Origin of the sequence: Natronorubrum halophilum, from assembly GCF_003670115.1 — an archaeon.
GTDB classification, from domain to species: Archaea; Halobacteriota; Halobacteria; order Halobacteriales; family Natrialbaceae; genus Natronorubrum; species Natronorubrum halophilum.
In genome coordinates, this window is sequence record NZ_QQTY01000001.1 from 1,049,513 (window position 1) to 1,072,518 (window position 23,006).

The 23,006-nt window shown below is 64.2% G+C and carries 25 protein-coding genes and 1 pseudogene; 15 read left to right on the forward strand and 11 right to left on the reverse strand.

All coding sequences use genetic code 11. From position 1 onward, the window contains the following. Positions 1-29: 29 nt before the first annotated feature. On the forward strand, positions 30-536 hold the full coding sequence (locus tag DWB23_RS04960; protein ID WP_238717347.1) for a type IV pilin N-terminal domain-containing protein: 507 nt from the start codon (positions 30-32) through the stop codon (positions 534-536). Positions 537-605: 69 nt separating this feature from the next. Here DWB23_RS04960 and DWB23_RS04965 read toward each other — a convergent pair whose 3' ends face one another. After that, positions 606-1,229 carry a methyltransferase domain-containing protein gene (locus DWB23_RS04965; RefSeq protein WP_121741672.1) on the reverse strand — a complete coding sequence of 208 codons (624 nt, stop codon included), beginning with the start codon at positions 1,227-1,229 and terminating at the stop codon, positions 606-608. A 157-nt stretch (positions 1,230-1,386) separates the two neighbouring features. Between DWB23_RS04965 and ahaH the strand changes: the two genes are divergently transcribed. The 8 genes from ahaH to DWB23_RS05005 are packed head-to-tail and all read left to right on the forward strand — an operon-like array spanning position 1,387 to position 9,416. Beyond that, entirely contained in the window at positions 1,387-1,719 is a 333-nt protein-coding gene (ahaH, locus tag DWB23_RS04970; protein ID WP_121741673.1) for an ATP synthase archaeal subunit H, read from the forward strand. Beyond that, positions 1,706-3,946, forward strand: coding sequence for a V-type ATP synthase subunit I (locus DWB23_RS04975; protein ID WP_121741674.1), 2,241 nt, complete (start codon positions 1,706-1,708; stop codon positions 3,944-3,946). Before ahaH ends, DWB23_RS04975 begins: the two co-directional genes overlap by 14 nt. A gap of 9 nt (positions 3,947-3,955) precedes the next feature. After that, positions 3,956-4,228 carry a hypothetical protein gene (locus DWB23_RS04980; protein ID WP_121741675.1) on the forward strand — a complete coding sequence of 91 codons (273 nt, stop codon included), beginning with the start codon at positions 3,956-3,958 and terminating at the stop codon, positions 4,226-4,228. 22 nt (positions 4,229-4,250) lie between these two features. After that, the gene (locus tag DWB23_RS04985; protein WP_121741676.1) at positions 4,251-4,832 is read left to right on the forward strand and encodes a V-type ATP synthase subunit E; all 582 of its coding nucleotides are present in this window, start codon (positions 4,251-4,253) and stop codon (positions 4,830-4,832) included. Beyond that, positions 4,829-5,896, forward strand: coding sequence for a V-type ATP synthase subunit C (locus DWB23_RS04990; RefSeq protein ID WP_121741677.1), 1,068 nt, complete (start codon positions 4,829-4,831; stop codon positions 5,894-5,896). The genes DWB23_RS04985 and DWB23_RS04990 overlap by 4 nt, the downstream gene beginning before the upstream one ends. After that, complete coding sequence (locus DWB23_RS04995; RefSeq protein ID WP_121741678.1) at positions 5,893-6,228, forward strand: V-type ATP synthase subunit F; 336 nt, start codon at positions 5,893-5,895, stop codon at positions 6,226-6,228. The genes DWB23_RS04990 and DWB23_RS04995 overlap by 4 nt, the downstream gene beginning before the upstream one ends. Before the next feature lie 3 nt (positions 6,229-6,231). Then, positions 6,232-7,995 carry an ATP synthase subunit A gene (locus DWB23_RS05000; RefSeq protein WP_121741679.1) on the forward strand — a complete coding sequence of 588 codons (1,764 nt, stop codon included), beginning with the start codon at positions 6,232-6,234 and terminating at the stop codon, positions 7,993-7,995. A 2-nt stretch (positions 7,996-7,997) separates the two neighbouring features. Continuing rightward, on the forward strand, positions 7,998-9,416 hold the full coding sequence (locus DWB23_RS05005) for an ATP synthase subunit B (protein ID WP_121741680.1): 1,419 nt from the start codon (positions 7,998-8,000) through the stop codon (positions 9,414-9,416). 365 nt (positions 9,417-9,781) lie between these two features. Here DWB23_RS05005 and DWB23_RS05015 read toward each other — a convergent pair whose 3' ends face one another. Then, positions 9,782-10,042 carry a hypothetical protein gene (locus tag DWB23_RS05015; RefSeq protein WP_121741681.1) on the reverse strand — a complete coding sequence of 87 codons (261 nt, stop codon included), beginning with the start codon at positions 10,040-10,042 and terminating at the stop codon, positions 9,782-9,784. Positions 10,043-10,104: 62 nt separating this feature from the next. Here DWB23_RS05015 and DWB23_RS05020 point away from each other — a divergent pair, with 62 nt between their 5' ends. The 3 genes from DWB23_RS05020 (at position 10,105) to DWB23_RS05030 (ending at position 11,544) form a co-directional block, all read left to right on the forward strand. Next, positions 10,105-10,308 carry a zinc ribbon domain-containing protein gene (locus DWB23_RS05020; protein ID WP_121741682.1) on the forward strand — a complete coding sequence of 68 codons (204 nt, stop codon included), beginning with the start codon at positions 10,105-10,107 and terminating at the stop codon, positions 10,306-10,308. An 81-nt stretch (positions 10,309-10,389) separates the two neighbouring features. Further along, positions 10,390-11,130: a V-type ATP synthase subunit D gene (locus tag DWB23_RS05025; protein WP_121741683.1), complete on the forward strand. Its 741-nt coding sequence runs from the start codon at positions 10,390-10,392 to the stop codon at positions 11,128-11,130. A 21-nt stretch (positions 11,131-11,151) separates the two neighbouring features. Continuing rightward, positions 11,152-11,544 (forward strand): DUF6276 family protein, encoded by a 393-nt coding sequence (locus DWB23_RS05030; RefSeq protein WP_121741684.1) that lies wholly within the window; start codon positions 11,152-11,154, stop codon positions 11,542-11,544. Between the two features lie 262 nt (positions 11,545-11,806). On the opposite strand, the gene DWB23_RS05035 is transcribed toward DWB23_RS05030, so the two are convergent. The 5 genes and pseudogenes from DWB23_RS05035 to pepF all read right to left on the reverse strand — a co-directional run bounded on the left by DWB23_RS05035 (position 11,807) and on the right by pepF (position 16,770). Continuing rightward, positions 11,807-12,205, reverse strand: a complete 399-nt coding sequence (locus tag DWB23_RS05035; RefSeq protein ID WP_121741685.1) for a DUF5811 family protein — start codon at positions 12,203-12,205, stop codon at positions 11,807-11,809. A gap of 60 nt (positions 12,206-12,265) precedes the next feature. After that, entirely contained in the window at positions 12,266-12,745 is a 480-nt protein-coding gene (locus DWB23_RS05040) for a pyruvoyl-dependent arginine decarboxylase (RefSeq protein ID WP_121741686.1), read from the reverse strand. 420 nt (positions 12,746-13,165) lie between these two features. Next, on the reverse strand, positions 13,166-14,398 hold the full coding sequence (gene pan2 / locus DWB23_RS05045; protein ID WP_121741687.1) for a proteasome-activating nucleotidase Pan2: 1,233 nt from the start codon (positions 14,396-14,398) through the stop codon (positions 13,166-13,168). Positions 14,399-14,705: 307 nt separating this feature from the next. Next, positions 14,706-14,888, reverse strand: a pseudogene (locus DWB23_RS05050) (ATP-binding cassette domain-containing protein); the annotation flags it as partial. A 70-nt stretch (positions 14,889-14,958) separates the two neighbouring features. Beyond that, positions 14,959-16,770 carry an oligoendopeptidase F gene (pepF, locus tag DWB23_RS05055; RefSeq protein ID WP_121741689.1) on the reverse strand — a complete coding sequence of 604 codons (1,812 nt, stop codon included), beginning with the start codon at positions 16,768-16,770 and terminating at the stop codon, positions 14,959-14,961. Between the two features lie 183 nt (positions 16,771-16,953). On the opposite strand from pepF, the gene DWB23_RS05060 reads away from it, so the two are divergent. Beyond that, entirely contained in the window at positions 16,954-18,390 is a 1,437-nt protein-coding gene (locus tag DWB23_RS05060; RefSeq protein WP_121741690.1) for a M28 family peptidase, read from the forward strand. Between the two features lie 21 nt (positions 18,391-18,411). Here DWB23_RS05060 and DWB23_RS05065 read toward each other — a convergent pair whose 3' ends face one another. The 4 genes from DWB23_RS05065 to truA all read right to left on the reverse strand — a co-directional run bounded on the left by DWB23_RS05065 (position 18,412) and on the right by truA (position 20,755). Next, entirely contained in the window at positions 18,412-18,732 is a 321-nt protein-coding gene (locus DWB23_RS05065) for a NifU family protein (RefSeq protein ID WP_121741691.1), read from the reverse strand. A gap of 138 nt (positions 18,733-18,870) precedes the next feature. Continuing rightward, entirely contained in the window at positions 18,871-19,404 is a 534-nt protein-coding gene (locus DWB23_RS05070; protein ID WP_121741692.1) for a DUF6790 family protein, read from the reverse strand. Between the two features lie 226 nt (positions 19,405-19,630). After that, complete coding sequence (locus DWB23_RS05075) at positions 19,631-19,873, reverse strand: hypothetical protein (RefSeq protein ID WP_121741693.1); 243 nt, start codon at positions 19,871-19,873, stop codon at positions 19,631-19,633. A 42-nt stretch (positions 19,874-19,915) separates the two neighbouring features. Beyond that, positions 19,916-20,755, reverse strand: coding sequence for a tRNA pseudouridine(38-40) synthase TruA (truA, locus tag DWB23_RS05080; RefSeq protein WP_121741694.1), 840 nt, complete (start codon positions 20,753-20,755; stop codon positions 19,916-19,918). A gap of 291 nt (positions 20,756-21,046) precedes the next feature. Between truA and DWB23_RS05085 the strand changes: the two genes are divergently transcribed. Together DWB23_RS05085 and DWB23_RS05090 are read left to right on the forward strand one after the other, a co-directional pair. After that, complete coding sequence (locus DWB23_RS05085) at positions 21,047-22,558, forward strand: sulfatase (RefSeq protein WP_162989750.1); 1,512 nt, start codon at positions 21,047-21,049, stop codon at positions 22,556-22,558. A 114-nt stretch (positions 22,559-22,672) separates the two neighbouring features. Continuing rightward, positions 22,673-22,981, forward strand: a complete 309-nt coding sequence (locus tag DWB23_RS05090; RefSeq protein ID WP_121741696.1) for a hypothetical protein — start codon at positions 22,673-22,675, stop codon at positions 22,979-22,981. The last annotated feature ends 25 nt before the right edge of the window (positions 22,982-23,006 follow it).

Sequence of the window (23,006 nt, forward strand, 5' to 3'; positions counted from 1 at the left end):
TATATCGGAACGAGCGGCCAGAGCGGTGCGTGAACGGAGGGGTGAGAGGAGCGTCATCGAACGTCCGCGACGGGGCGACCCGAGGGATCAGCCCGGTCGTCGGCGTCGTCGTGCTGATTGCACTCACCGTCTGTCTAGCCACCGTGATCGCCGTCGGCGTCGGGGCGTGGTCGCTCGAGGCCGGCGGACCGACCGCAGCGTTCGACCTCTCGGTCGACGGTGAGCAGTCGACGGTCGCCGTCGAGCATGTCAGTGGCGACCCGGTCGACGTCGGGCAGCTATCGGTGGTGATCACGGTGAACGACGAGGAACTGGCGGACCAGCCGCCCGTGCCGTTCGTCGGAGCAGACGGGTTCGTCGGTACGCCGAACGGACCGTTCAATTCGGCAACCGATCAGGAGTGGCGGGCGGGCGAGCGCGCGAGCGTTACCGTCGCCGAGGAGAACGATCCCGGTATTGAGGGTGGCGATTCTGTTACAGTCACGCTCACCGTCGACGGTGATCGCGTGGCGATCCTCGAGACGACGGCAAGCTAAGATGAAGAATCAGCAGCAGGGTGCGGTAGGGAACTTAGTAGGTTATCTGTGCGGCGGGGAATGTATGGGTTATTCGGGCGCGCGACCGATCGTCGTAATCGCAACCTCGGGGTCGTACGACGGTCCCATGAAGGCGTGTTTTACGTCCTCGAACCCGGCTTGTTTGAACATTCGGTCGGCCTCGTACTCGTCGTAAAAGAGCATGATCGAATCGGCGAGTTTCTGGGCGATTACGTTGTCGGGATAGTTCGGGCCGACGACGAGTACCTGCCCGCCGGGTTTGAGTACGCGGCGGAACTCCCGGAGCGCGAGGATCGGGTTCGGCCAGTACTCGATCGAACCCGACGACCAGACGACATCGAAGGTGTCCGTCGCGAAGGGGAGGCGTTCGGCGTCGCCGCGGTGGAAGTGGACCGGCGGTGCCGCCTTCCCGAACTTCGCGTAGGCCTGCTCGAGTTGGTGTTCGCTCTGATCGAGCGCGTACACCTCCTCGACGTGCTCGAGCAGTCCTTCGGTCGCAAAGCCGGTGCCACAGCCGACGTCGAGAACGGCCGTGTCGGCCTCGAGGTCGAGCAAGCGGAGGGCGTCGGCTCGCATCTCCTCGTTCCAGATGAAGGGATTGACCTGGTCGTACACCTTCGAGAGGTACTTGTAGAACAGTCGAGCACGGGCCTTGTTCTCGAGAACTCCCATTGGGGATGCGTTTCGCACCGACCGGCATATGTCTGCTGTTCCCGTCGGTTACGAGAACTCGGTCGTCGGAATGAGCGGTCCGTGCGGTCGGCGGAACGCTGGATGACTTTCGCAACTACCATATACGCGCTCTTGCAAACGTTTACCCGCTTAGAGTATGCCGAGGCCAGAGGTTCTCGAACGAATACAGTCGGCGGAGGAGGAAGCCGACGAGATCGTCGCATTGGCACAGAACGACCGCGACGAGCGAATAGCCGAGGCCCGGGAACGTGCCGAGGAGATTCGCACGGACGCGGAACAAGAAGCGCGGGATCTCAAAGAGCGCCGTCTCGAGGAGGCGCGCGAGGAGATCGACGAGGAGTGCGAACGCGTCCTCGAGGAAGGCGAACAGGAGCGCGAGGCGCTCGCCGAGCGCGCCCAGGATCGGGTCGACGAAGTGACCGCTCACGTCGTCGAGCTGTTCCAGGAGGACGTCCATGCTCAGACCTGAACGGATGAGCAAGGTGTCGGTGACCGGTTCTCGGGGCGTCATGCCCACGGTCATCGAGGCGATTTACGGACTGAATCTGGTCCATCTCTCGGACTACGACGGCAGCTGGGAGGGGTTCGATAACGGCAACCCGATCGAGGGAGCCGACAACGCCTCCGAGAAGCTGGTGACGGTCCGCGCCCTCGAGAGCACCCTGGATCTGTCGGCCGACGAGGCCGAGCCGGGGACCCTCGAGGACGACTGGGAGGGACGAATCGAAGACATCCGAAATCGAGTCAACGAACTCGACGACACCCGCAGCGAGGCCCGCGAGGAGCTCCGCCAGGTCGAAGAGAAGATCGGCCGCGTCGCTCCGTTCGCGGAACTGGGGATCGACCTCGACCTCCTGTCGGGGTACGAGTCGGTCGACGTCGTCGTCGGTGACGGGCCGCGAGAGCAACTCGAGGCAGCCGTCGCCGACTCCGAAGAGATTCGGGCGTTCGAGCTGTTCACCGGTGGCGATATCGTGGCCATCGTGGCCGCGCCCACCGAAGACGCCGGCTCGACCCCGATCGACGACGCACTCGTCGGTGTGGAGTTTACCCGGCACCCGGTGCCGGAAACCGAGCAGACGCCGGGTGCGTACGTCGAGGAACTCGAGGAGCGCAAGCGCGAACTCGAGTACGAGATCGAAGACATCGACGCGGAACTCGAGGAGATCAAGCACCGCGAAGCCGGCTTTCTCCTGCGCGTCGAAGAGGAGCTAACCGTCGAAGTGCAGCGTGCGGAAGCGCCGCTGCAGTTCGCGACCACGGATCGGGCGTTCATCGCGGAGGGTTGGATCCCGAGCGACGAGTACGAGAGACTCGTCGCGGCGTTGAACGATGCCGTCGGCGACAGCGTCGAGATCGAAGAACTCGAGCGCGCGAGCTACAACCGCCACGGCCAGATCCACACGGAGGATATCCAGCAGGGCGCACCGGCTGCGGCAGACGACGAAGACGATGCGGCGTCGGAGGACGGCCAGCAGCAAAAGGCCGTCACCGACGGTGGCTCGACCGTGACGATGGACGATCAGCCGCCGACGGTCCAGAACAACCCGTCGGGAGTCAAGTCGTTCGAAGTGCTGGTGCAGGCGGTCAACCGGCCCAAGTACAGCGAACTCGACCCGACGGTCTTCCTGTTCCTGACGTTCCCGCTGTTCTTCGGCTTCATGATCGGCGACGTCGGGTACGGGATCATGTACATGGCCATCGGCTACTACATGTACTCCCAGTTCGACAGTCCGGGAGTCAGTAGCCTCGGCGGCGTCGCCATGTGGGCGGGCGCGTTCACGATCGTCTTCGGGATCATCTACGGGGAGATCTTCGGCTTGCACGTGCTCGGAGAGGTGCTCTGGCACGACACGCTGGGGGTCGACCTGTTCCCGTTCAACAAGGGACTCGAGCCGGCAGCCGCTGACTTCGCGCTCGGCTGGATGGTGATCAGCGTGCTGGCCGGGATCGTCCACCTCAACATCGGATATATCCTGGACTTCGTCGAACACCTGAGCCACGGCGTCAAAGACGCCCTCTTCCACAGCGGGTCGTGGATCCTGATGCTCAACGGCATCTGGATCTGGATCTTCTCGCTGCAGGCGGAGGCTTCGAAGCCCGACTTCCTGTTCACGACGTTCGCCAGCGACGGGCCGTTCCCGATCGGATTCACCGGGTTCCCGGAATGGGGGCTCGTGACGATACCGCTTCCGCTACTCGGGGACTTCCTGCTGACGGCTCCGCTGCTCGTCTTCCTGATCGGGCTCGTTATGCTCGGGGTCAGCGAACCAATCGAACTTATCGAATCGCTCGACGTCGTCGTCAACGTCTTCTCGTACACCCGGATGGGCGCAGTGTTGCTCGCGAAGGCCGGCATGGCGTTCGTGGTCAACCTGCTGTTCTTCGGCGGGTACCAGGACCCAGACGGCGCGTTCCACTTCCTTCGAAATCACGATCCGAGCTACGTCGCCGAACACTACGGCGAGGGTGCGGAGGTCATCTTCGGCGGCCTCATGCACTCGGGCACCGCGGGCCTGCTCGGTGGACTTGTTATTCTCGTCGTCGGACACATAGTCGTGTTAGTGCTTGGCGTGACAAGCGCCGGCTTACAGGCTGTACGTCTCGAGTACGTCGAATTCTTTAACAAGTTTTATGAAGGCGGTGGGGAGAACTACGAACCGTTCGGACACGATCGAACCTACGGTGAAGACTAACTGATAACAATGGTATTTGAACTCGGACCAGAACTGGCGGATGTTGCACTGCAAGCAGGAGAAACGGCAGAAGGAGGCCCGGCGCTCAACGACGCGGGTGCCGCAGCGCTCGCCGTCGGTCTCGCGGCCCTCGCATCCGGATACGCAGAGCGCGGGATCGGCGCAGCCGCTGTCGGCGCGATGGCCGAGGACGACGACATGTTCGTTCGTGGCCTGATCATGACCGTCCTTCCTGAGACGCTCGTGATCCTGGCTCTAGTCGTCGTCTTCATCGTCGGATAACTTCGCCCCCCTTCTCTTACCAATGAGTTTGGACACAGTCGTAGAAGACATTCGAGAAGAGGCCCACGCGCGTGCGGAGGACATCCGCGCCGAGGGCGAAGCGCGCGCCGAAGAGATCGAATCGGCCGCCGAGGAGGACGCCGAAGAGATCGTTACCGACGCGGAGCAGGCGGCCGAGCGCGAGATCGAGCAGCTTCGCGAACAGCGACTCTCCAGTGCGAAACTGGAGGCGAAACAGAAGCGTCTGGAGGCTCGCCGAGACGTCCTCGGCGACGTTCGCGAGCAGGTCGAGGACGAACTCGCCGCACTCGAGGGAGACACCCGAGCGGAGCTCACGCGAGACTTACTCGACGCGGCAAGCGACGAGTTCGACGCGGACGACGACGTCAGCGTCTACGGTCGCGACGGCGACGAGGAGCTGATCTCGTCGATCCTCACCGAGTACGACGGCTACGAGTACGCCGGCGAGTACGATTGTCTCGGCGGCGTCGTCGTCGAGAGCGAACAGTCTCGAGTCCGAGTCAACAACACGTTCGACTCGGTTCTCGAGGACGTCTGGGAAGACAACCTCCGAACGATCAGCAACCAACTCTTCGAGCAATGAGTGTAGGTGCCTCGAATCCGGAATACGTGAACGCTCGCGTTCGGTCGCGCCGAGCCTCGCTGTTCGCGGACGAAGACTATCGGAAGCTGATCCGGATGGGGCCGAGCGAGATCGCACGGTTCATGGAGGAGACGGAGTACGAACGCGAGATCAACGCACTCGGCGCACGTTTTTCGGGTGTCGACCTGATCGAGTACGCGCTGAACCAGAATCTCGCAAAGCACTTCCACGACTTGCTCGACTGGTCGAAGGGGCGACTCTACGACCTCATCTCCCGCTACCTCCGCAAGTTCGACGTCTGGAACCTCAAAACCATCATCCGCGGGATCTACACCGACACCGATGCCGAGGACATTCGGACGGACTTGATCATGGCCGGCGAACTCGAGGAGTCGACGATCGACCGACTGCTCGAGGCCGACGAGATCGAAGACGCGGTCGAGATGCTGAACCGGACGATCTACTACGACCCCCTCACGAGTGCGTTCGAGGAGTTCGAAGAGACCGGCGCACTCGTCGCCCTCGAGAACGCGCTCGATCGGGAGTTCTACGAGCACCTGCTCGAGGACATCTCGCGCGGACCGGGAGACGAGCCACAGGAGGGGCCGGAAGCGAAGTACGTCGAGTTCCTCCAGGCCGAAATCGACTTCCGGAACGCCCGGAACGCGTTGCGACTCGCCCGCAGCGGTGCCGACCTCGATCCCGCCAGCTACTACATCGAGGGCGGCGTCCTGTTCGACCAGTCGGAACTGAGCCGACTCGTCGGCGACTACGACGCCCTCGTCGACCACATCGGCGAGAACAGGCGCTACGGTGACCGGCTCTCGGGAGCGATGGATCGGTTGCGCGATGCTGACAGCCTTATCCAGTTCGAGCACGCACTAGACGCTGCGTTGCTCGAGTACGCGGATACGCTCTCGAGCATCTACCCGGCCTCCATCTCGGCCGTGCTGTCGTACATCCTCGCGAAAGAGCGCGAGGTCGAGAACATCCGTGCGATCGCGCGCGGTCGCGAGGTCGGACTTTCCGAAAGCGAGATCGAAGAGGAGCTGGTGATCCTATGAGTCAGGAAATCGCAGTCATCGGCAGTCCGGAGTTCACCACTGGCTTCCGACTCGCGGGAGTCCGCCGATCCGAGAACGTCCCGGACGACGAGAAAGACGCGCAACTGGACAACGCGGTCACCGACGTGCTCGACGACGAGGGCGTCGGTATCGTCGTCATGCACGACGACGACCTCGAGTATCTGTCGCGGAAGGTGCGCCAGAACGTCGAGACGAGCGTCGAACCGGTCGTCGTCACCATCGGCAGCGGAACGGGTGGAGGCGGACTGCGCGATCAGATCAAGCGTGCGATCGGTATCGACCTGATGGACGAGGACGAACAAGCAAACTAAACTATGAGCCAGGCAGAAGACACCCAGACCGTCGACGAAGACGGTGTAATCGAAAGCGTGAGCGGTCCAGTCGTGACCGCCGCGGACCTCGACGCCCGGATGAACGACGTCGTCTACGTCGGCGACGAAGGGCTGATGGGCGAGGTCATCGAGATTGAAGGCAACCTGACCACGATTCAGGTCTACGAAGAAACCTCCGGCGTCGGCCCGGGCGAACCCGTCGAGAACACGGGCGAGCCACTTTCCGTCGACCTCGGACCGGGCGTGCTGGACGCCATCTACGACGGTGTCCAGCGCCCGCTCGACGTTCTCGAGGAGAAGATGGGAACGGCGTTCCTCGACCGCGGGGTCGACGCCCCCGGAATCGACTTCGAGACGGAGTGGGAGTTCACCCCGACCGTCGAGGTCGGCGACGCAGTTGAACCCGGCGACGTCGTCGGTGAAGTTCCCGAGACCGAGAGCATCACCCACCGCGTGATGGTCCCGCCGGACTACGAAGGTGGCGAGGTGACGTCGACCGAGAGCGGATCGTTCACGGTCGACGAAGCCGTCGTCGAACTCTCCTCCGGAGAGACCGTTACGATGCACCAGGAGTGGCCCGTCCGCGAGGCCCGTCCCGCGGAAACGAAGGAAACGCCGACGATCCCGCTCGTGTCGGGACAGCGCATTCTCGACGGTCTCTTCCCCATCGCGAAAGGCGGGACGGCCGCGATTCCCGGTCCGTTCGGCTCCGGGAAGACGGTCACCCAGCACCAACTCGCCAAGTGGGCCGACGCGGACATCGTCGTCTACGTCGGCTGTGGCGAGCGCGGTAACGAGATGACCGAGGTTATCGAGGACTTCCCGGAACTGGAAGACCCCCAGACGGGCAAGCCGCTCATGTCCCGGACCTGCCTCATCGCGAACACGTCCAACATGCCCGTCGCAGCCCGCGAATCCTGCATTTACACGGGGATCACCATCGCGGAGTACTTCCGCGACATGGGCTACGACGTCGCGCTGATGGCCGACTCCACCTCCCGGTGGGCCGAAGCCATGCGCGAGATCTCGAGTCGACTCGAGGAGATGCCCGGCGAGGAGGGGTATCCCGCATACCTGGCCGCGTCGCTCTCGGAGTTCTACGAGCGCGCCGGCAAGTTCCAGTTGCTCAACGGCGACGAGGGATCGGTGACGGCGATCGGTGCCGTTTCGCCGCCCGGCGGCGACTTCTCGGAACCCGTCACGCAGAACACCCTGCGCATCGTCAAGACGTTCTGGGCGCTGGACGCCGACCTCGCTGAGCGTCGGCACTTCCCCTCGATCAACTGGAACGAGTCGTACTCGCTGTATCGACAGCAACTCGACCCCTGGTTCCGCGACAACGTCGCGGAGGACTGGCCGGAGGTTCGCCAGTGGGCGGTCGACGTCCTCGACGAGGAGGCCGAGCTCCAAGAGATCGTCCAGCTCGTCGGTAAGGACGCCCTGCCGGAAGACCAGCAGCTGACCCTCGAGGTCGCACGCTACCTGCGTGAAGCCTGGCTCCAGCAGAACGCGTTCCACGACGTCGACACCTACTGCGATCCGAAGAAGACCTACCGGATGCTGCTGGCGATCAAGACGTTCAACGACGAGGCCTTCGATGCGCTCGAGGCCGGCGTCCCGGTCGAAGAGATCAACGATGTCGACGCCACCCCGCGGCTCAACCGGATGGCCACCGCCGAGGAGTGGAACGAGTTCATCGACGAACTCGAGTCCGACCTCGAAGAACAGATTCGGAGTCTGTACTAACCATGAAAGAGTACCAAACAATCACGGAAATCAGCGGTCCGCTGGTGTTCGCCGAAGTCGACGAACCCGTCGGCTACGACGAGATCGTCGAGATCGAAACCGACGACGGACGAACGCTGCGCGGACAGGTACTGGAATCGAGCAAAGGGGTCGTCGCGATCCAGGTGTTCGAAGGGACGGGCGGTATCGACCGCAACGCCTCCGTCCGATTCCTGGGCGAGACCATGAAGATGCCCGTCACCGAGGACCTCCTCGGACGGGTGCTCGACGGCTCCGGCCAGCCGATCGACGGCGGTCCCGAGATCGTCCCCGAATCGCGCGAGGATATCGTCGGCGAGGCGATCAACCCCTACTCCCGGGAGTATCCCGAGGAGTTCATCCAGACCGGCGTCTCCGGCATCGACGGCATGAACACGCTCGTTCGTGGCCAGAAGCTGCCGATCTTCTCCGGGTCCGGACTGCCTCACAACGACCTCGCGCTCCAGATCGCCCGTCAGGCGTCGGTGCCCGAGGAAGAGGAAGGCGACGACGACGAGGGTTCGGAGTTCGCGGTCATCTTCGGTGCGATGGGAATTACCGCCGAGGAAGCAAACGAGTTCATGGACGACTTCGAGCGCACCGGCGCGCTCGAGCGATCGGTCGTGTTCATGAACCTCGCGGACGACCCCGCAGTCGAGCGGACGGTCACGCCGCGACTCGCGCTGACGACGGCGGAATACCTCGCCTTCGAGAAGGACTACCACGTGCTCGTCATCCTCACCGACATCACGAACTACTGCGAGGCGCTTCGTGAGATCGGTGCCGCGCGTGAGGAGGTTCCGGGCCGGCGTGGCTACCCCGGATACATGTACACCGACCTGGCACAGCTCTACGAGCGTGCCGGTCGAATCGAGGGCAAGGAGGGGTCGGTCACGCAGATCCCGATCCTCACGATGCCCGGCGACGACGACACCCACCCGATTCCGGACCTGACCGGCTACATTACCGAAGGCCAGATCGTGATGGATCGGGACTTAAACAGCCAGGGTATCGAGCCGCCGATCAACGTCCTGCCGTCGCTATCCCGACTGATGGACGACGGTATCGGCGAGGGGCTGACCCGCGGCGACCACGCCGACGTCTCCGACCAGATGTACGCCGCCTACGCGGAGGGTGAGGACCTTCGCGACCTCGTGAACATCGTCGGTCGCGAGGCGCTGTCCGAACTCGACAACAAGTACCTCGACTTCGCCGACCGGTTCGAGACGGAGTTCGTCCAGCAGGGGTACGACACCAACCGCTCGATCGACGACACGATCGAACTCGGCTGGGACCTCCTGTCGGAGCTCCCAAAGGAGTCGCTCAACCGGATCGACGAGGACCTCATCGAGGAGCACTACCGCGAAGACGAAGCCGAAGCCGCCGAAGTTTCGGCCGACTGATCGTCGCGGTTTCGTTTTGCCGTTCCGTTTCCCTCGATCCACACTCCGAACAGCCGATCGGCCGTCTCGAGTGGATACGGTGGGCCGGGATCTCCGCGGACGGCCTCGTTGCGTTCACTCGAGCGAACCTCGCGGGCTACAAAGCCGTCCGCCGGATCGAATTCTCGAGGAACCGCCGACGACCGCGACCGACGAGATCCAGAAGTACGAACTCCGACGGGAAGAGTGGGACGGCGAAGGACGGACGGTCGACCAGGGACGACAGCCGTCAAGTCGTGAACCGGAGCACGGGTCGCCCGCTTCGAGCGGACGGCCCGCAGCGCCGTCGACGATCAGGACGCTCTTGGTGCCGAGGGTAGGTACCGCTACTTATCGTAGCGGTCGGCGTCGTTCGGACGCGTCCCCCATCCCGATTCCCTTCCCTGGTCGTCAGGGTCGGTCCCCGCCGCGTCCGCACTCGAGTTCGACCGCGGTTCGCCCCGTCCACCGCGTTCTTTGGCGAGTTGCTCCGCGTCCGAACGATCGACGACCGTCGGATTCGACGTCTCGTTGTCGATCGCGAGCCACAACACGAGCGGAACCACGATGGCGAGGAGAACGACGAGGAGAAAGGCGATGGCGAACATGGGTACGTTGTCGCTCGAGTTCCAGACACAAAGAATTTATCGAATGACAGGAATCAGAACGTATGAAGGACGAAAATCAGGGCTGTCCCAAGTGTGACCACACGGAGACCGAAATCGACGAAATTTCGACGACCGGAACCGGTCTCTCGAAGTTTTTCGACATCCAGAATCGAAGGTTCATGGTGATTAGTTGTACGAACTGCGGCTACTCCGAACTCTACCGTGGCCAATCGTCGGGAGAGATGGTCGACCTCTTCCTCGGGTAAACCCGTACTCGAGGAGTCCGTCAACGGCGGCGGCCAAAACTGTAAACAGTTATCCGACTGGGGGCGTAATCCCCCCACAAGATGGCCAAGGACGTCAAGCCCACCCGCAAGAACCTGATGGAGATCGAGGATCGCATCGAACTCTCCGAGCGGGGGCACGGGACGCTCGAGAAGAAACGGGACGGGCTGATCATGGAGTTCATGGACATTCTGGACAAGGCCCAGGACGTTCGCGGCGAACTCTCCCAGGACTACGAGGATGCCCAAAAGAAGATCAACATGGCTCGAGCCATGGAAGGCGACGTCGCGGTTCGCGGGGCCGCCGCCGCACTGCAGGAACACCCCGAGATCACCACCGAGTCGAAAAACATCATGGGCGTCGTCGTCCCGCAGATCGAGTCCTCGCGCGTCTCGAAGCGCCTCGACCAGCGCGGCTACGGGATCATGGGAACCTCCGCGCGCATCGACGAGGCCGCCGAAGCCTACGAGGACCTCCTCGAGAGTATCATCCTCGCCGCCGAAGTCGAGACGGCGATGAAGAAGATGCTCCGCGAGATCGAGACCACCAAACGGCGCGTCAACGCCCTCGAGTTCAAACTCCTCCCCGACCTCTACGAGAATCAGGAGTACATCGAGCAGAAACTCGAGGAACAGGAACGCGAGGAGACCTTCCGCCTGAAGAAGATCAAGGAGAAGAAAGAAGCCGAGGAGAAAGCGGAACGGGAGGCCGAAGCGGCGGAAGAGGCGACGAAGGAGGAGACGGGTACGGCCGAACCGGATATGGAACAGTCGACTGCGGGCGGCGTTCCGGGCGGCGACTGATCGCTTTTCACGCTCTCTCAGATGGCCTGTTCAGTTTGTAACGAACCGACGATCGCGTTTTCTATTCCCGAGGAGTACCGCGAATACGCACCGGAACAGTCACCGGCGGCGACGTGCTGTACGCGCTGTCTCACCGTCGAACCGGCGGACGGTGAGGTGCTCGAGGAGCCCGATTTCACGCGCGTGAGTAACGCGTTTCCGACCGGCGAGGCGGCGATTCCGCTCGCGCTCGCGCTGAGTCTGTGTTCGTCGCTCGCGACGAACCGGGCGGCGATCGAGGAGCTACTCGAGGCCGTCGAACGCGCGGGCACGGACCCGTTACTGGTTCTGGATCGGCTGCTCGACGATCCCGAGATCGAGCCGCGGATCGATCTCGAACGACGACGACATCAACTCGAGCAGTTTCTGTACTAAACCGGGGGTACTCTCGGGGGGCTCCGCACGGATCCGGAGACGGGTGTCTCGTCGACGGAGTTTCCGAAGTACGGAGTCACACGGTATCGTCGTTTCTCCACCCGTAGTAGTGGAGGATTTCCATCACAATGACGCCGATCACGAGGAATATCGTTCCGATTGCAGCGGCGGTGAGGGCCATAGGTGAATAGTGTCGGACGGAGACCATAAATGGTTCTGGTGAGGTATCGTTTGCGAGTAGCCGCCGGAGAACGAGTAGCGGTTACTTGCCGGTCGGCGTTACGTTGTCGCTGACCGCCTGTTTCACCTGCAACGCGGCGCTCGCGGCCAGTCCGCGCGCGACCTCGTCGCGTTCGTCGGCGGTGATAACTTCCTCGGCGGCCGCGACCTCCTCCAGGTCGGGCGTGAAGCCGGCGCTGACGGCGTGACCGATCGGCGGTCGAACGGCGACGGTGACCTGCGGGCCGGTGAGGCCACTCGAGATGTCGGAGTCGACGATGTACTCGTCGGGGAGGAACTCGCGCGTCTGGGCGGCGATCCGCGAGACGTCACGGTGGAGCAATCGCTTCTGTGCCCTCGAGAGTTCCGGAACGTCCGCCGCGGCGCGCTGACCAGCACCCGTTTCTCCCGGCAGCCCTGCGTACGGCGTATTTCCGTTCATGAGAAGTGTGTACCGGTAGCAATGCACTGACGGGTCAAAAGGATTCGCCTTCGGACAATCTCAACAGATCGGCTCGCTCTCGCCGTAGACCGCGAGTACGAGCGCCGTCGTGTGCGTCCCCGATTCGGCCCGCTGGCTCTCGACGGCGATCCGCGGCTCGGTGAACTCCCAGTCTCGAAGTTCCTGGCCGGCCTGCAGCCCCTCGCGAACGCGTCGTTCGACGTCTGCGCGGTCCGTCTCGCCCGACGTCTCGTAGAACAGTCCCGGACCGTCGTCCGCCGACTGGGACCACGCGAGGGCAGCGCTGACGCGTCCCGGTCCGGTGGCGGTGGCTCGAGCCTCGACGACGGTCAGGCGCTCGCCCGCGGGGCCGAGGTCGGGGGCGGTGCCGACGGCCTCGACCATCGTGTCCGCCGGAATCACGGAGGAGACCGAGACGAGGTTGTAGTTCTCGATGCCGGCGTCGGCGAGCGCGGCGTCGTAGGAGGACATCGCCGTGGGTCCGAACGCGGTCCCCCAGACGACTCGAATCGTGCTCATAGTCGGATTCGGGGACCGAGGGCGTAAGGGCTTGCGATCCACGACCGAGCCTGTCGTCTCGAGAATCCGTTCAGTGGCCGCGAGCGACGCCTGAAGAACTGAAGGCGGCGGCGAGCCGGGGGAGGGCAGGCAAGTGCACCGAAATTCGCCGCGAGCGCAGCGAGCGGGCCGACGACTGACGTGGAGAGCGCGGCGCCACGCGCCGCGCATAGGCGAACGGCGACGCCGTGAGCCGAGGTCCCGAAGGGACCGAAACGGAAGGAGGGGGCTTTTCATCGAAGCGAAGCGGGATCGAAGATCCCGCGAGGTCCGAGAGAGCGTTGCTCTCTCGAGATTTTGCCGAGGGACGTTGCGCTGCGCGGCGAAGCCGCCAGCGCAACAGACCGCAGCGCAAAAGTTCGCAGCGTAAAACTTCGTTGGTTACTGGTAGAAGTAGCCGGCCGAAGAGATGACCTCGCTCGAGTCGTCCTTCTCGATCTTCTCCAGGGCCTCGACGAAGTCCTGGTGGATGACTTCGTCGCGGTCGCCGCGGATGGCGAACATGCCGGCTTCGGTGGCGAGGCTCTCGATTTCGGCACCGGAGTAGCCGTCGGTGTCGTCGGCGAGGTCCGCAAAGTCCACCGCGTCGTCGACGTTCATGCCGCGGGTGTGGATCTCGAGGATCTGCTCGCGGCCGTCGCGGTCCGGTTCGGGCACTTCGATGAGGCGGTCGAATCGGCCGGGGCGGAGGATCGCGCGGTCGAGCATGTCGAAGCGATTGGTCGCGGCGATGATACGGATCTCGCCGCGGGCCTCGAAGCCGTCCATTTCGCTCAGGAGTTGCATCATGGTTCGCTGGACCTCGGCGTCGCCGGAGGTCTTCGACTCCGAGCGGGTGGTGGCGATGGCGTCGATCTCGTCGATGAAGATGATAGCCGGTTCGCGTTCGCGGGCCATCTCGAAGAGGTCGCGGACGAGTCGGGAGCCCTCGCCGATGAACTTGCGGACGAGTTCCGAGCCGGCCATCTTGATGAACGTGGCGTTGGTCTCGTTGGCGACGGCTTTGGCGAGCATCGTCTTGCCGGTTCCCGGCGGACCGTGGAGGAGAACGCCGCTCGGGGGATCGATCCCGACTTCGTCGAACAGTTCGGGCTCGGCGAGCGGCTGCTCGACGGCCTCGCGGACTTCCCGAACCTGGTCATTGATGCCGCCAATATCCGCGTAGGTGACCTCGGGACGCGCCGTGATCTCCATCGACTGCGCGCGCGCGTCGGTCTCGGCGTTGAGCACGGTCTGAATCGCGAAGGAATCGTTGACGGCGACGCGATCGCCGGGCTCGACCTGCTCGACGATCTGCGGCGAGACGTCGGTGAGCACCTCCTGATTGTTGCCGTGTTGCTTGACGATTACCTCGTCGTCGCCGAGGACGTCCTCGACGGTGGCGATGTACAGCGACGAGCTTTTGAGCGTCTCGTTTTCTCGTTCGACGCGGTCGACGCGCTCGCGCAGGCGCTGGCGGCGCTGGTCGGCGTCTTCGAGTTGCTCGGAGAGTTGTTCGTTGACGTCCACGAGATCCGTATAATGCCCGCGGAGCGCCTCGAGCCGCTCATCGTCGGGAAGGTCGGGATCGATATCGCGGTGAGGTCGGTCTGGGATAGACGGGCTTCGAGACATCCTGACGTACGCTGGTAAGTCCCGGATGATAAATGTGCCTTTGGGTCCCGGACGGTTTTCGAATCCGACCACAGACGGGGGAATACCTGCGAGATACGGGCCTCTGATCGGGGTACAGCGGTGATGACGGCGCTAGCGGCTGTTCGACGCGAGACGGCGGTTTGTCCGGTGGTCCCGGACTCGAGTCCGAGTCGGACGCGAGAGCGAACCTGCGAAGGTGACCGGGTCAGGAAAGCGTGTAGCGTTCGAACTGAGAGACGGCACGCCGGTACAGCAGACGTGCGACGACGACACCGCCGACGGTGACGCCGGCGACGGTTCCGCTCGAGGGCCGGACGAGACTGGTCAGCAACCGCATCGTCGTCTTGCCCGCGCCGTTCGGACCGAGGAAGCCGTAGACGACACCCTCGGGGATCGACAACTCGAAGTCGTCGACGGCGAGCGTCTCACCGTACCGCTTCGTCAGTCCGGTCGTCTCGATTGCAGCCATTCGTTAGGCCACGTTACATATCACTACCAGTAGTGGTTTCGGTTCGATCGACAGGGGAAAACGCAGCGGGTTACTCGAGCAACGCGTCCATCTCCTCGAGACGCTGCCCGTACGTCCCCAGGGCCCGATCGATCGGCTCCGAACTGCTCATGTCGACGCCGGCGATCCGGAGCAGGTCGAGCGGGTATTCCCGGGAACCGCGGCGGAGGAACTCGAGGTAGTCCTCGGCGGCGTCGCGGTTCGGTTCGCTTCCGGGTCCGTTTGGAAGGATGTCGTCGACGATAGCCAACGCGGCCGAGATGCCGGTCGCGTACTGGTAGACGTAGAACGCCCGGTAGAAGTGGGGAATCCGCATCCATTCGGTGGCGATTCGGTCGTCGATCGTTGCGGGTTCGTAGTAGTCCTCCTTGAGCCCCCGGTAGATTTCGTCCAGCCGGTCGGCCGTGAGCGGTTCGCCCCCCTCCTCGAGTTCGTGCGTGTCGTGTTCGAACTCGGCGAACAGGGTCTGGCGGTAGAGGGTCGAGCGCACGCGTTCTAAGAACTCGTTCAAGACGTGTTTCCGGAACTCGGGGTCGTCGACGGTCTCGAGGAGGTGGTTCGTCAACAGCGTCTCGTTGACCGTGCTCGCGACCTCGGCGACGAAGATCTCGTAACCCGAGTAGACGTACGGCTGGGCGTCCTGTGTCAACTCGGAGTGCATCGAGTGGCCGAGTTCGTGGGCCAGCGTGTACATCGAGGAGATGTCGTCCTGGTAGTTCATCAGGATGAACGGCTGGGTGTCGTAGGTGCCGCCCGAATATGCGCCGGACTGTTTGCCCTCGTTCTCGTAGACGTCGACCCACTGGGAGTCGAGCCCGTCCGCGACGCGGGACTGGTACTCGTCGCCGAGGGGAGCCAGCGCGTCGACGATGTACTCGGTCGCCCGATCGTACTCGACGTCGGGTCCCTCGTCGCCGGTCAGGGGCATGTACACGTCCCACATCTGAAGATCGTCGACCTCGAGGGCCTGTCGTTTGAGTTCGGCGTGGTGGTGAAGCTTGTCGAGGTTGTCGTGGACGGTATCGACGAGCGTGTCGTAGACGTCGACCGGGACGTTCGGCCCGTCGAGGGCGGCCTCGCGTGCGGTGTCGTAGTTTCGCGCCTGGGCTATCTTGACGTCAGCCTTCACGCTGTTCTTGTAGGCGGCCGCGACCGTGTTCCGGACGGACTCCCACTCGTCGAAGTACCCCTCGTAGACGCGCTGGCGGAACTCCCGATCGGGGCGTTTGAGCAGGTTGACGAAGTTGCTCTGGGTGATCTCGACGGGCTCGCCGTCGCCGTCTTCGACCGTCGGAAACGCCATATCCGCGTTCGAGAGCATGGTGTACACTTCACCGGTCGCGCCCGTGACCTCGCTCAGGTCCGCGAGGAGTTCCTCGACCTCCGCCGAGCGCGTGTGGGGTTTCATCCGGAGCACGTCGTCGATATAGTGGTCGTAAGTCTCGAGACCGGATTCGGTCTCGACCATCGTCTCGAACTCCTCGCGAGTCAGCTCCTGAATCTCGGGGTCGATGAAGGAGGCCGCGGACTGCGCGTCGGCTGCGAGCGACTGCGCGCGGGCGGTCAGCGCCTGGTACTGCTGGTTCGTCGTGTCCTCGTCGCGGCGCATCCGAGCGTAGGCTGCGACCATCGAGACCTCGCGCATGATCTCGTCGCGGAGCTCGAGCACCTCGAGAAGCGTTTTGGCGTCGTCGGTAACCTGTCCCTCGTAGGCGGCGAGATCGGTGACGCGCTCGGCGACGGCCTCGGAGGCGTCCTCCCAGTCGTCGTCCGTCGCATAGATGCTCTCGAGATCCCAGGTATATTCCTCGTCGACCTCGGAGCGTTCGGGAACGGAACTCATACCACGCGCTTCGGAACGGAGGTGGTAAAGCGTGTCGGACAGCGAACACGGCACACGGCGGGGCGCAACGGTGGTGATAGGGAGGGACGAGTCGAGCGAAACGGTGGCCACGCGCCGCCGTCGCGCACCCGGTCCGATTTCGACGACCGCTAGCATATTCCGTTCGAACGTGGAAGTCCGAGTATGGACGAGAGCGCACCCATCGACGACCGCCTCGAGCGCGCGCTCGGTCGCGCGTGGACCGACGATCGAGCGTGGAACCTGCTGACGCGGTTAACCGAACTCCCCCATCGAATGGGAGGCTCGCCGAGCGAACGACGAGCGGCCGAGATCGTTCGCGAGACGCTTTCGAGCGCGGGCCTCGAGAACGTGCAGTTCCAGTCGTTCCCGATGCAGTACTGGGAGCGGGCCATCACCGAGTTCGCCGTGCTGGAGGGCAAAGATGACGACGCGGCGAGCGGGAACACCGGAGGCATCGATCGCTCGTTCGAGGCGATCGCGCTCCCGTACTCGCCGGCGGGCGATGTCGAGGGGCCGCTGGTCGACGTCGGCTACGGCACGCCGCCGGAACTCGAGGACGTCGACCTCCAGGGCGGCGTTGCGGTCGCGAGCACCACGACGCCGTCGGGTCAGCGGTTCGTCCACCGGATGGAGAAGTACGGCCACGCGGTCGCGGCGGGCGCGGAAGCGTTCGTCTTCGCCAACCACGTCCCCGGACAACTGCCGCCGACGGGAGCCCTGAAGTTCGACGGCGAAGCCGCCGTTCCCGGCGTCGGCGTCAGCGCCGAGACCCACGACTGGCTGACGGAGTACGCCGACCGCGGGGGCCGCGCTCGACTTCGGGTGGACGCCGCGACCGAAGACGGCTCGAGTCAGAACGTTCACGGAACGCTCGGCGGTGAGACGCCGCGCGCCTCGGAGCGTTCGAGCGAGCACGACTCGCGAGATGCGGAGACGGACGACGAGGTACTCGTCGTGGCCCACTACGACGCCCACGACATCGCCGAGGGCGCGCTCGACAACGGCTGTGGCATCGCGACGGTCGCGGCCGCGACGTCGATTCTGTCCGCGATCGAGGATACCCTCGAGTGCCGCGTCAGAATCGCCGGCGTCGGCTGCGAGGAGATCGGATTGCTGGGTGCCGGGGCGATGGCCGACGCGTTCGACCTCGAGTCGATCCGCGCGGTGGTCAACGTCGACGGCGCGGGGCGGTTCCGGAACCTGCGGGCGTACTCGCACGGCTCCGAGGCGCTGGCGGAGGTGGCCGAGGAGGTAACGGACGCGGCGGGGCAACCGGTCGTCCACGAGCCGGATCCGCACCCGTTCAGCGATCACTGGCCGTTCCTGCAGGCGGGCGTGCCGGCGCTGCAGTTGCACAGCGAACCGCCGTCGGGCGGCGAACGCGGTCGCGGCTGGGGGCATACGGCGGCGGATACGCGGGACAAGGTCGATCCCCGGAATCTGCGGGAGCACGCCATGCTGACGGCGCTGCTGGTTCGAGAGCTGACGCGGACGGACGTGGCGCGGATCGAGGCGGAGGAACTGCGCGCGCAACTGCGAGAACAGGAGTACGAGCCGGGAATGAAGGCCGCGGAGATCTGGCCCGAGGCGTGGGAGTGACCCGAACGGTGGCCGACGCACTCAGAACGGGACGTCGTCGGAGATATCGCGGGACGTTCCCTCCGAGAGGCCGTCGAACCCGGTGCTTACCGAGACGGTGTCGATCGCCTCGACCTCGTTCGGAAGGCGACGCTGGATCGCCTGCGTCGTCATCGGACTGACGCCGCAGCCGCTACACGCGCCGCTGAGGTTGATCGAGACGCGGCCCTCCTCCAAGTCGACCTCGGTGATCGACGAGTCGCCGCCGTGGGCCTGGATCTGGGGGAAGTTCCGCTGGAGAAACAGGGAGACCGCTTCTCGAACCTCGTCCTCTGGGGACTGCTCCGGGGCGGATTCGCTCATGAGAGAGCCAAGGGACCGGACGAATATATCTCTGTTCACGAACCGAAATCGGTTACGCGGGAACGGAGCACGGATCGCGTTGACACGCGCTGTGGGAGACAGCGGGTAGTCTCTCGAAGACCGGTCGAACCGCGGAACCTACACGTGGAGTAGCGCGACGAGCGCGAGCAACACGATCGGGACCAACACGTCGGTGACGAGAATTCCCCCCGCGTTGTCGGGATTGAGATCCCCCCGCGTGCGGATATCACGGACGTGTACGGAGGCGGCACCGAGCAGGAAGATCGAGACACCGATCGTGGTCGCGATCCAGAATCCGCCGTCAAAGACGAGACAGAGCAGACCGAGGACGCCGAACGCGAGGTTCGCGAACGCGATCTCCGTCTGGAAGGGGTTCCCGGTCGGCCAGCCGATGAGCGCGGCGACCATATCGGCTTTGAAGTAGTGACCGAGAAACGCCCAGATGCCCTGGAGTCCGACCGTAACGATCAGAAACGAGAGCAAAAACGCCTCGACGGCGGGCGCGTTCCAGACCGTGATCTGGACGACTGCGAGGACGATCGCGCCGGCCGGAAACGCGAGCGGTTGGACGTAGTCCCGTACTCTCAGTTCCTCCCTTCCCGGCCGCTGAACGCCGTCTTCGCAAGACGATCGCGTGGAATCTGTGAACATATGTACTCCCCGCACTCGCGTGCGTCGCAAATCGTAGCACTCGACTCGAACGCTGATAAAAGAATCAGCGGACGGTGGAGAGTGTCGTTCCGACGGACACGAGCACTCCCGTTCATCGAACCCGTACGTAGCGTTCGGCTCCGGCGGTAGCGCGTGTTACTGCGGGACGCTGAGACGGGAGTAGAATCGCCGCAGGAATCGCCCCTCAAGCGACCGGTAACCGAACTCAGCCGCGCATTTCGGCGTCGACGGCCGTCCGAACGGTGCGAGCGACGCCGAGCATCGCGACGAACGACCCCGCGACGACGAGCGCGACGAACAGGAAAATTCCGATGCCGACCGCACCGGCGGTGGAGTACGCGAACAGCGGCGAGGCGACCTGATAACCCAGAAAGACGATTATCACACCCGCTGCGACGTGAAGTGACGCTCGCCAGTACGCACCGTACTCTTCCGGCGACAGTTCCATGCTCGAAACCGTTCGTCCCGATTATCAAAAGCGTTCGTGCGCTCACCGGACGCCGTCGGCCAACCGCCCCGCCACTCGCGCGCCCGTTCGGCGCTCGATCCGCCGCGCCTCGAAGAGTTCTCGCGCGCTCGCAGCCGCCTCCTCGTCGGTGTCGAACTCGAGGCCGGGGTAGTCGACGGCGGTCAGCACGAGCGGCTCCGGGGGTGCGGGCGCGACGCCCTCGTGGCCGGGCAGCGGTTCGGAGTCGAACGCGCGGTCGATCTTCGCGGGCGAATCCATCCCGGCTCCGACGGCGCGGGCGAGCGAGACGAGGCGACGGACGAGTTCGCGGGCGAAGCCGCCGGCGGTGACCGTCACGATCAGGTAGTCGCCGTCGCGGGTCGCCTCGAGCGTCGGCGAGCGCTCGGTGTTGTGATCGTCAGGCGTGAGGTTGTGAACGTCGTGGGTGCCGGAGAGGGCCGCACAGGCGGCGTGGAAGCGGTCGTCGTCGACGGGTTCGGCCTCGGTCTCGATCGAATCGCCGGCGTCGGTCGGCGCGTACAGGTGGTACGTATACTCCCGACGGCTCGCGTCGTGGGTCGCGTGGAACGCGGCGGGCACGTCCGTAGCCGCCCACGCCCGGATATCGGCGGGGAGTTCGGCGTTGAACGCCCGCGGCGAGAGCCACTCCGGGCTCTCGAACGCGATGGTCTGGGCGAGCGCGGAGACGCCGGCGTCGGTTCGACCGGCCGCGGCGTAGCCGACGGGTTTGTCGGCGTCGAGGACCTCGAGCGCGCGCAGGGCGTCGAAGACGGTATCCTCGACGGTAGCGACGTCGGGCTGGCGCTGGAAGCCGTAGTAGCCGGTGCCGTCGTAGGCGATCCGGAACGCGCGCGGTGGCATCGGTTCGACCGAAGAGGGCGAGCGAGTTAGGAGCGTCGAACGATCCGCGACGGCTCGAGTGCACGCGTCGTCCGCCAGCCGCGCGTGTACCCGCTGCTACGTGGAGAATCACCGACCTGCGGCCGTCGCCACGACTGCGCGATCGTCCTGTTCGATCGGGACGGACTGACACTGCCGGTGGAGGATCTCGTGGCCGATAATATCGAGGTTTCGGGCACATTCCAATATCGTGAACCACCTGCATACTCCGGGGCGGTGGCCTTCCCTGCGAAGGGCGGAGTTGTGATAACCATGGCGGGATCTACCGAAACCGAGAGTTCGTCGGCTAACGGGCGTGATTCGGAGTCACATCAATCCGTGCGGAACGTCGTCCTCGTCGTTCTCGATACGGCTCGAGCAAAGAGCAGCGGTCCGAAGACGACCCCGGCGCTGACCGAACTTGCCGAGGAGGGAACGACCTTCGACAACGCTTTCGCGACCGCCCCGTGGACGTTGCCCTCCCACGCGTCGATGTTCACGGGGACGTATCCTTCCGAACACGGCACGCACGGCGGTCACACCTACCTCGACGAGGGGTTGCGGTCCCTCCCCGAGTCGTTCGCCGACTCGGGGTACGAGACGATCGGCGTCTCGAACAACACCTGGATCACCGAGGAGTTCGGGTTCCACCACGGCTTCGACGACCTCCGGAAGGGCTGGCAGTACATCCAGTCCGACTCGGATATGGGTGCCGTCGTCCGCGGCGAGGACGTTCGCGAGAAACTGCAGGCCACCCGAAATCGGCTGTTCGACGGCAACCCGTTCGTCAACGCGGCCAACATCCTCTACAGCGAAGTGTTCCAGCCGGCCGGCGACGACGGTGCCAACCGGTCAACGAAGTGGATCGCGAACTGGCTCGAGGCGCGCGAGGACGACCGCCCATTCTTCCTGTTCTGTAACTTCATCGAACCCCACGTCACGTACGATCCGCCTCGAGAGTACGCCGAACGGTTCCTTCCCGAGGACGCGAGCTACGACGAGGCGACGGACGTTCGACAGGACCCCCGCGCTTACGACTGCGAGGACTACGCTCTCTCCGAACGGGATCTCGAACTTCTCAGTGGGCTGTACGAAGCCGAACTCTCCTACGTGGATGACCAACTCGGCCGGCTCCGAGCAGCGCTCGAGGACGCCGGCGAGTGGGAGGACACCCTCTTCGTCGTCTGTGGCGACCACGGCGAGCACATCGGCGAACACGGCTTCTTCGGTCACCAGTACAACCTCTACGATACGCTGATCAACGTGCCGCTCGTGCTCCACGGCGGCCCGTTCACCGGCGGCGGGCGTCGGACTGATCTCGTCCAGTTGCTCGACCTGCCAGCGACGTTCCTCGATACCCTCGAAATCGACGATCCCGAACTCACGAAACAGGGATCCGGACGCTCGATGCATCCGAGTTCGAAGGCCGAACCGCGAGCGGCCGTCTTCGCCGAGTACGTCGCTCCACAGCCCTCAATCGATCGGCTCGAGGCCCGTTTCGGCGAGATTCCCGACCGAGTTCGGGAGTTCGACCGTCGACTCCGGGCCGTCCGCACGGACGAGTACAAGTACGTCCACGGGGACGATGGGTTCGAGCGACTCCACCACGTGAAGACGGATCCGCACGAACGCACCGACATCTCGGCCAGGAAGCCCGAGCGGGTCCGAGCGCTCCGCGATCGACTCGACAAGCGGTTCGAACCGATCGAAGAGACCAGAGAGAGAACCGACGTCGCGATGCGCGCGGGAACGAAAGAGCGACTGGCGGATCTGGGATACCTCTGAATCCGTTCTGCGTGCGAGGGAAAACGCTCGATAGGGGTTGCAAAACGGGTGGGGATATCAAGGGGACACCAGTACACGGGGAGCGATTTCCGACTGGCTCCGGAACGCGGTACCGTGTCCCCCTCCACGAACACCGTGACGCGAGCGTTTCCGACGCGGGCGATCTACGATCACGCCGCCGACCGACTGACCGTCGCCGCGGATCTCTTTCCCGACGACGTGGACGATATCACGGTCACCGTAAGCCCGAGGGAGATTAGACTGCTGGTCGACCGCGACGAGACGACGCTCGAGCGGTCCGTCGCACCACCGGCCCCTCGCCGCGTCTTTACGGACGATCGCGAGGCCGTCTACAACAACGGTATTCTCACCGTTTCCGTCGGGACGGCGCGCCGGCCTCGTCGAAGCGGCCTCGTCGAGTAGCGATCGTTTCGGCAGAACGCAGCCG

Bases quoted from the DNA above. Each gene is read 5' to 3' on its own strand.
- DWB23_RS04965 (WP_121741672.1), bottom strand. From the start codon at position 1,229: ATGGGAGTTCTCGAGAACAAGGCCCGTGCTCGACTGTTCTACAAGTAC.
- ahaH (WP_121741673.1), top strand. From the start codon at position 1,387: ATGCCGAGGCCAGAGGTTCTCGAACGAATACAGTCGGCGGAGGAGGAA.
- DWB23_RS04975 (WP_121741674.1), top strand. From the start codon at position 1,706: ATGCTCAGACCTGAACGGATGAGCAAGGTGTCGGTGACCGGTTCTCGG.
- DWB23_RS04980 (WP_121741675.1), top strand. From the start codon at position 3,956: ATGGTATTTGAACTCGGACCAGAACTGGCGGATGTTGCACTGCAAGCA.
- DWB23_RS04985 (WP_121741676.1), top strand. From the start codon at position 4,251: ATGAGTTTGGACACAGTCGTAGAAGACATTCGAGAAGAGGCCCACGCG.
- DWB23_RS04990 (WP_121741677.1), top strand. From the start codon at position 4,829: ATGAGTGTAGGTGCCTCGAATCCGGAATACGTGAACGCTCGCGTTCGG.
- DWB23_RS04995 (WP_121741678.1), top strand. From the start codon at position 5,893: ATGAGTCAGGAAATCGCAGTCATCGGCAGTCCGGAGTTCACCACTGGC.
- DWB23_RS05000 (WP_121741679.1), top strand. From the start codon at position 6,232: ATGAGCCAGGCAGAAGACACCCAGACCGTCGACGAAGACGGTGTAATC.
- DWB23_RS05005 (WP_121741680.1), top strand. From the start codon at position 7,998: ATGAAAGAGTACCAAACAATCACGGAAATCAGCGGTCCGCTGGTGTTC.
- DWB23_RS05015 (WP_121741681.1), bottom strand. From the start codon at position 10,042: ATGTTCGCCATCGCCTTTCTCCTCGTCGTTCTCCTCGCCATCGTGGTT.
- DWB23_RS05020 (WP_121741682.1), top strand. From the start codon at position 10,105: ATGAAGGACGAAAATCAGGGCTGTCCCAAGTGTGACCACACGGAGACC.
- DWB23_RS05025 (WP_121741683.1), top strand. From the start codon at position 10,390: ATGGCCAAGGACGTCAAGCCCACCCGCAAGAACCTGATGGAGATCGAG.
- DWB23_RS05030 (WP_121741684.1), top strand. From the start codon at position 11,152: ATGGCCTGTTCAGTTTGTAACGAACCGACGATCGCGTTTTCTATTCCC.
- DWB23_RS05035 (WP_121741685.1), bottom strand. From the start codon at position 12,205: ATGAACGGAAATACGCCGTACGCAGGGCTGCCGGGAGAAACGGGTGCT.
- DWB23_RS05040 (WP_121741686.1), bottom strand. From the start codon at position 12,745: ATGAGCACGATTCGAGTCGTCTGGGGGACCGCGTTCGGACCCACGGCG.
- pan2 (WP_121741687.1), bottom strand. From the start codon at position 14,398: ATGTCTCGAAGCCCGTCTATCCCAGACCGACCTCACCGCGATATCGAT.
- pepF (WP_121741689.1), bottom strand. From the start codon at position 16,770: ATGAGTTCCGTTCCCGAACGCTCCGAGGTCGACGAGGAATATACCTGG.
- DWB23_RS05060 (WP_121741690.1), top strand. From the start codon at position 16,954: ATGGACGAGAGCGCACCCATCGACGACCGCCTCGAGCGCGCGCTCGGT.
- DWB23_RS05065 (WP_121741691.1), bottom strand. From the start codon at position 18,732: ATGAGCGAATCCGCCCCGGAGCAGTCCCCAGAGGACGAGGTTCGAGAA.
- DWB23_RS05070 (WP_121741692.1), bottom strand. From the start codon at position 19,404: ATGTTCACAGATTCCACGCGATCGTCTTGCGAAGACGGCGTTCAGCGG.
- DWB23_RS05075 (WP_121741693.1), bottom strand. From the start codon at position 19,873: ATGGAACTGTCGCCGGAAGAGTACGGTGCGTACTGGCGAGCGTCACTT.
- truA (WP_121741694.1), bottom strand. From the start codon at position 20,755: ATGCCACCGCGCGCGTTCCGGATCGCCTACGACGGCACCGGCTACTAC.
- DWB23_RS05085 (WP_162989750.1), top strand. From the start codon at position 21,047: ATGGCGGGATCTACCGAAACCGAGAGTTCGTCGGCTAACGGGCGTGAT.